General features: G+C 64.4%; 5 protein-coding genes and 1 pseudogene. 3 read left to right on the plus strand and 3 right to left on the minus strand.

The genetic code is table 11. The features are described from left to right. The coding region (locus tag EN780_RS24225; RefSeq protein ID WP_245500104.1) for an FAD-binding oxidoreductase at positions 1–1,295 on the minus strand (1,295 nt) is incomplete at its 3' end. Between the two features lie 210 nt (positions 1,296–1,505). On the opposite strand from EN780_RS24225, the gene EN780_RS24230 reads away from it, so the two are divergent. Next, positions 1,506–2,684 (plus strand): M24 family metallopeptidase, encoded by a 1,179-nt coding sequence (locus EN780_RS24230; RefSeq protein ID WP_128275534.1) that lies wholly within the window; start codon positions 1,506–1,508, stop codon positions 2,682–2,684. Then, positions 2,671–3,894, plus strand: coding sequence for a M20 family metallopeptidase (locus EN780_RS24235; RefSeq protein ID WP_128275535.1), 1,224 nt, complete (start codon positions 2,671–2,673; stop codon positions 3,892–3,894). Before EN780_RS24230 ends, EN780_RS24235 begins: the two co-directional genes overlap by 14 nt. Here the strand turns inward: EN780_RS24235 and EN780_RS24240 are convergent. Further along, positions 3,891–5,168: a M23 family metallopeptidase gene (locus tag EN780_RS24240; RefSeq protein WP_128275536.1), complete on the minus strand. Its 1,278-nt coding sequence runs from the start codon at positions 5,166–5,168 to the stop codon at positions 3,891–3,893. The genes EN780_RS24235 and EN780_RS24240 overlap by 4 nt on opposite strands. A gap of 141 nt (positions 5,169–5,309) precedes the next feature. Beyond that, a complete protein-coding gene (locus EN780_RS24245) occupies positions 5,310–5,777 on the minus strand; it encodes a peroxiredoxin (RefSeq protein WP_128275537.1) in 468 nt (155 codons plus the stop codon). A 96-nt stretch (positions 5,778–5,873) separates the two neighbouring features. On the opposite strand from EN780_RS24245, the pseudogene EN780_RS24250 reads away from it, so the two are divergent. Then, positions 5,874–6,726: pseudogene (locus tag EN780_RS24250) on the plus strand (hypothetical protein); the annotation flags it as partial.

The raw sequence follows: 6,726 nt of genomic DNA on the forward strand, positions 1-6,726 counted from the left end.
ATGCCGTGCTCGGCGCTGATCGAGCCGCCAAGCGAATTGGCGATGCGGTAGAGTCCGGCGGTGATGTCGGCGCCCCGGTTGCGCGCCTCGACTACCGTCAGGCCTTCCGGCGGCAGGACGTTGAAATGAATGTTGCCGTCGCCGGCATGGCCGTAGGCCTGCGGCAGCCAGCCGGGATGCTCCAGCGCCACGAAGTGGCGCGCCTGGTCGACGAGCGCAGGAATGTCCGAGATCCGCACCGAAAGGTCGGTGCGCACATGGTAGCCGCGCTTTGCCTGGCCCTCGACCAGCCCCTCGCGGATCGCCCAGAATGCCTTGGCGTGGCCATCGCTGTCGGCAAGCAGGGCTTCTGCGACCAGGCCGCTCTCCATGGCGCCGGCGAGGAAATCGACCAGCAAGGCACGCAGGTCGACAGCGGCACTGGCGGAAAGCTCCATCAGCACATGAACCGGAGCCTCGACAGGCGATGCGAGATCGGCGTCGACCAGGCGCGCGAGATCGATGCATTCCTGGCCGATGATCTCGAAGGCCGAGATCAGGTCGGCGGTGGCCCGGCGCGCTTGCCGGAACAGCGCGACGGCCGCTTCGAAGGAGGCAAGGCCGAGATAGGCGGTCTCTATGCGGGCCGGCCTCGGAAACAGTTTCAGCTCGACGCCGGTGATGATGCCGAGCGTGCCCTCCGAGCCGATGAAAAGCTGCTTCAGGTCATAGCCGCGATTGTCCTTGCGCAGGCCGCAGAAGCCGTCCCACAGTTCGCCGTCGGGCAGCACCACTTCAAGGCCGAGGATGAGGTCACGCGCCATGCCGTAGCGCAAGACGTTGACGCCGCCGGCATTGCTCGCCGCATTGCCGCCGATCTGGCAGCTACCCTGGGCGCCGAGCGCCAACGGAAACAGGCAGTCATGCGCCTCGCTGACGTCTTTGATCGCCTGCAGGACGCAGCCGGCATCGGCCTGTAGGATGAAGTTGTCGGCGTCGACGAGGCGGATGCGGTTCAGCCGCTCCAGGCTGATCACCACAGCGCCCCGCGCCTCGATGTCGATCGCGCCTGCCACCAGTCCGGTGTTGCCGCCTTGCGGGATGATGCCGAGCCCAAGCGCGCCGCACAACCGCACCACGGCCTGGACCTCGGCGACCGAAGCCGGCTTCAGCACGGCAAGTGCGCCGCCGCGATGATCGCCCGACCAGTCGCCGAGATATTTAGCCATGTCGGAGCCGGAGATGGCGACGCCGCTCTGCCCGACAGCGCTCTCCATGGCGCTGAGGATTTCCGGCGAGAGGCGGTGAACGGTCATGAGCGGTAATGTCTGGATATCGGGTGATACATATCATCCTACAACTTAACCCGAGTCAACGACCTTCCGGGCGCGGCCGGAAATTACCGGGCATATCGGTCCAGGCCCTGTCCACGCGCCGGCTTGGCCGATTGCCGCTAGGTCAGAACCATTTCAAGGGTAGGCTGCGGCACGCCCGCGACTGTTGATCGAGCAAGGCATGGGGAAAAGATGATCGAACTGCCATTCAAGCGCGACGAATACCAGCAGCGGCTTCGCAAGATCCGCGCCGAGATGGCAAGGCGCGGCGTGGAGCTTCTGATCGTCAACGATGTGGCCAACCAGCACTACATCACCGGCTATGACGGCTGGTCGTTCTACACGCCGCAAATGGTGCTGGTTCCGATCGAGGAGATCGAGCCGGTCTGGATTGGCCGCGCCATGGATGCCGCCGGCGGCCTGCTCACCGCCTGGATGAAGCCCGAGAACGTTGTCGGCTTCCCGGAGGACCATGTCCAGCGCGCCGATCGGCATCCCATGGACTGGATAGCAGGCTGGATCGTCGCCAAGGGCTGGGGCAATCGTCACATCGGCATCGAGCTCGAAGCCTATTACTTTTCGCCGAAAGCGCATGCCCGGCTCGTCGCCGGACTGCCCAATGCCAGATGGCATGACGCCGATCTTCTGGTGAACTGGATCCGCGCGGTCAAATCGGCGCCCGAGATCGATTACTTGCGCAAGGCATCGAGACTGGCCGAGGCAGCTGTCGCGCGGGCCTACGAGGTCATCGCGCCAGACGTTCGCGAATGCGACGCGATCGCCGCCATCCAGGCGGCGCAGATCGCCGGCAGTCCGGACTTCGCCGGCGACATCACCGCTCTTCCTCCGACCATCCTGGGCGGCGAGAATGCCTCCGCTCCGCACATCATGTGGAGCGACAGGCGGTTCGGAGAAAACGAGACGATCGCGCTCGAACTCGCCGGGGTCTGCCGTCGCTATGCCGCCGGGCTCGCAAGAACCCTGCAGCTCGGCAAGACGCCGACAAATGTCGCGGACACGGCAAAGGCGGTGATCGAGGGCATGGACGCGGTGCTCGAGGCGGCGAGGCCCGGAACCACCGCCGAAGCGGTGGAAGCCGCCTGGCGCAAGGTCATTCAACGCTACGGACTGAAGAAGGAATCGCGCATCGGCTATTCCATCGGTGTCGCCTATCCGCCGGATTGGGGCGAACACACGATCAGCCTGAGGCCCGGCGACAAGACGGTGCTTCAACCCGGCAACGTCGTTCATTCCATTCTCGGCATGTGGATGGATGGCTGGGGCATCGAGGTGAGCGAGACCATCCTGATAACCGAGACCGGCAACGAGACCCTGACCAGGTTCCCGCGAGAAATCCATGTCAAACCCTGAGGATAGCGCGATTGCCGCCCCGATCAGCATCGACGGCGGAATTCTCGACCGGATGATCGAGGTTCGCCGGCATTTGCATCGCCATCCGGAGCTTTCGAACAGCGAAGCGGCAACGCAAAGTTATTTGCGGGAGATGCTCGCCGGGCAGGGGATCGAGAATATCCGCGACGTCGCCGGCTATGGTCTTGCCGTCGATATTGTCGGTACCGGCCGGCCGTCGAACCGCAAAATCGCCATTCGTGCCGATATCGATGCCTTGCCGATCGAGGAGGAGTCCGGCGTCGACTTCGCGTCGCTCAATCCCGGCGTAATGCATGCCTGCGGTCACGATGCCCATGCCGCGATGGGGTTTGCGGTGGCCGCCCATCTGCATCGAACGCGCGACAGTTTCGGCGGCACCGTCCGCCTGATCTTCCAGCCGGCCGAGGAGGACGAGCCGTCGGGCGGCAAACGAGTGGTGGCGGAAGGGCATCTCGACGACATCGATGCCGCGCTCTGCGTCCACGTCGATCCTTATACGCCGTCGGGCAAGGTCGCCGTCGGTTCTGGTCCCTACACGCTGGCCTGCGACACGTTCGATGTCCTGGTTACCGGATCGGCCGCGCATGCGGCAAAACCCTATGAAGGCATCGATGCGTTGACTGTCGCCTGCTCCATGGTGGGCGAACTGCAGAAGATCGTCTCGCGCGAGACCAATCCTTTCGATCCGCTGGTCATTTCGGTGACCGCCATCAATGGCGGCAATGCCTACAATGTCACGGCCGGCAAAGTCGCTTTGAAAGGCACCATCCGCAGCGGCAATGACGCTACTCGCGAGCGCGCCTGGCGCCGGGTTCGCGAGGTGCTGGAGGGTGTCGCGGCCAGCCACGGCGCGAAGGTGAAGCTCGACATCCATCGCGGCGAGCCCGGAGTCGTCAACGATGCCGAGATGGCCGAACTGATCCTTGCCGGCGCCAAGGCCAGCATCGGCGCGGAGAATGCGCTGAACATGCCTGGGTGGAGCATTGCCGACGATTTTGCCTATTACAGTGAGAGAATTCCGTCGGTCTATTTCCGGCTCGGCATCCGCAACGAGGACGTCGGATCGGTCTTTCCGCTCCACCATGCCAGGTTTCGCGTCGATGAGGCGGCCCTGAAGGTCGGTGCGCTCACACTGGTTTCGGCAGCAACGATGTTTCTGTCGGCACAAGGAGGATCGGCGGACGGCTAAAGATACTGCGCGACCTTCTTGCCGACGGTCAGGAAGCGCAGCGGGTCGACCGCATCGCCATTGTGGCGTACTTCGTAGTGGAGATGCGGGCCGGTCGAACGGCCGCTGCTGCCGGTCTTGCCGATCATATCGCCGGCTGCGAGCTTCTGGCCGACCGTGACGTCGATCTCGCTCAAGTGCCCGTAGCGCGTGGCGAAGCCATTGCCATGGTCGACCTCGACCATGCGGCCATAGCCGCCGTTCCAGCCGGCCTTGGTGACGACGCCGGCCGCTGTGACCTTGGCGGGCATGCCCATCGGCGCCCTGAAATCCATGCCCGAATGCAAGGCCGCGGTGCCGAGGATCGGATCGGTGCGCACGCCGAACGGGCTGGTGACGGAGTGACCGGGGGCGGGGTTTGCAAGCGGCAGCCGCCGCGCTTCCTTCTTCAAATGGTCGAGCGCATCCAGCGCCTCGTCCAGTTCCTTGACCTTGCTGTCGAACATCGTCGACGCGTTGAGCGGGATCAGCGGACCGCCGACATCGCTATCCTTGCCGAAGTCGCTGTCGACTGGCAGGCCGGCGGCCGCGAGCGCCTGGGTGATGGCGTCGGCATTCTTGTAGGCATTGTCGGCGAGCGTGGTGACGCGGCTGAGTTGCTCGCTCTCGATCGCCTTGAGCGACTGGTTGATCGACACGAACAGCCTGTCGGCGCGGTCGGCGGCCGAATCGCTGGGCAGCGGATCGGAGCGTGTCGACCACAATGAGAACGGTCTTGTGTCGCCGGCACCGAGGCTGGCGATCGAATAGGTTGACTGGGCGCTGATCACCTCGGCGCGCTCATCCGGCTTGGCCGCCGCGGCGCCATCGGCGGCGGACGCGGCACCGACTTCGCTTTCAGCGCGCTCCAGGATCGGGCCAAGGCGGCCGTGACGCTGGCTGAGCTGGGTCTGGCGCTCCAGAAGCTCGCTCACCTTGGTTTCCATCAGCTGCTGGTCGAGGAGCTGGCGGCTGGTGATGCGGTCGACCTGGGCGCGCAGCGCCGATATGCGGTCCTCGTAGGCCTGTTGCATGCGCGCCTGCCGGGCCGTCGTGGCCCCGATCAGGTCGTCACGCAGCACCAGGTAGGAGGTGGCAAGCAGGTAGCCGATGACGATAGCCGCCAGCGCCGAGCCGAGAAAGGCAGCAAGCCAGGGGCGGATGGTGAAATGCCTGATTTCATTGCCCCGGGCGATGATGACCGTATGGGGCTCCTTGCGTTTACCGAAGACCGCAGACTGACCGGTTGGGTTCACGGGACCAAGCTTTCGTTGTGACGCCACGAAGAGCCTGATTACACATTATTAGGGTTAATAAAGCTTTGCCGGGCCGAATGCGCCGGTAACCAATGCTCGCAGAGCGGGCATCAGGTTGCGGCGAAGACCTTCGAGCAGGCCTCAGAGCGAGCGCACGGCCTCCAGCACCTCTTCGGCATGGCCCTTGACGCGGACCTGCCGCCAGGTCCTGGCGATGCGCCCGTCCTTGCCGATCAGAAACGTCGCCCGCTCGACGCCCATATATTTGCGGCCATACATCGTCTTCTCGACCCACAGATGGTAGGCCTCGATCGCCTTGCGCTCCTCGTCGGCGACCAGGTCGACGGTAAGGTCATATTTCTGCTTGAATTTGTCGTGCTTTTTGATGCTGTCGGGGGACAGCCCTATGACCACGGCGCCGGCCTTCTCGAAGTCTGGCTTCAATTGCGAAAAGCTGATCGCCTCATTGGTGCAGCTCGTGGTGTCGTCCTGCGGATAGAAATAAAGTACAACAGGCTTTCCCAGCAATGCGGCGAGGCTGAGCGACCCGCCACCGTCGCGTGGAAGATCGAATTGCGGCGCAAGATCGCCTACGTCGAGATCGGCCATGTCGCTGCCCTTGTTTGAGGTTACGCGCGAAGCCGCATCGATATAGTGTCAGACGGGGATTCGTCCACGATCGAGTTCGCTACAACGGAAGATTGCGTGGATCAGGAAGAACCGCAGCACGAGAAGATCAGGTTCAGGCGTGACGAGATCACCGACCTGGCGGCTTTCCCCTCTGCTTGCACCGTGCCGCCGCTCGGCCGCGCCAGGATAGGCCGAGGCTTCCGCATCCTTGCCCGCGTGGTCGCCGGGTTCAGCGCTCTGGTGTTGCTGGCCGCTGCCGCGGTCTATGTGCTCGGCACGTCGGGCATCGGCACCGAGCGGCTTCGCGCCGAGGCGGAAACGGCCATCGAGAAACTGGCCGGCTTCGATGTCAATGTCGCCGTCGGCCCGGCGCGGCTGACGCTCGACGGGTCGAGCTTCATCGCGTTGCAGGTGAGCGACGTCAGCCTGAAGACCGCCGGCGGCAAGCCGATCGCCGATGCCGGCCGTGTCCGCTTCGGCATCCGGCTGATCCCGCTGCTCTCGGGCGAGGTGCGCCTGACCAGCGCCCGGATTTCCGATGCGCATTTCATGCTGGCGGCGATGCCATCCACTGGCGGCGACTGGACGGCGTCGCTTCGCAACGCGGATGGCCTGGTTGATCCGGACAAGGTGGTTGCCGCGGTCTTCGCCAATGTCAACCACGCCCTCGATGCCGTGCGCGAGGATTCGATTCGCCAGGTCGATCTGCGCAATGTCCAGTTCGTTCTGTCGGACACCAGTCCGGTCAAGCGGGTCGCCGTGGCCAATGCCTCTGTCCTGCAGACCGGCCCCGGCAGCATGCAGGCCTCCTTCGACGCCGATGTCGATGGCCGAGCGCTCACCATCGCAGCCTCCGCCGCTCGCGATACAGCGACCGGGCGGGTCACGGCGCTGGACGCCAACGTCAGTCTCGCCGCCGACGCTGGAG

It is taken from the genome of Mesorhizobium sp. M4B.F.Ca.ET.089.01.1.1, from assembly GCF_004022605.1.
Taxonomy (GTDB): Bacteria; Pseudomonadota; Alphaproteobacteria; order Rhizobiales; family Rhizobiaceae; genus Mesorhizobium; species Mesorhizobium abyssinicae.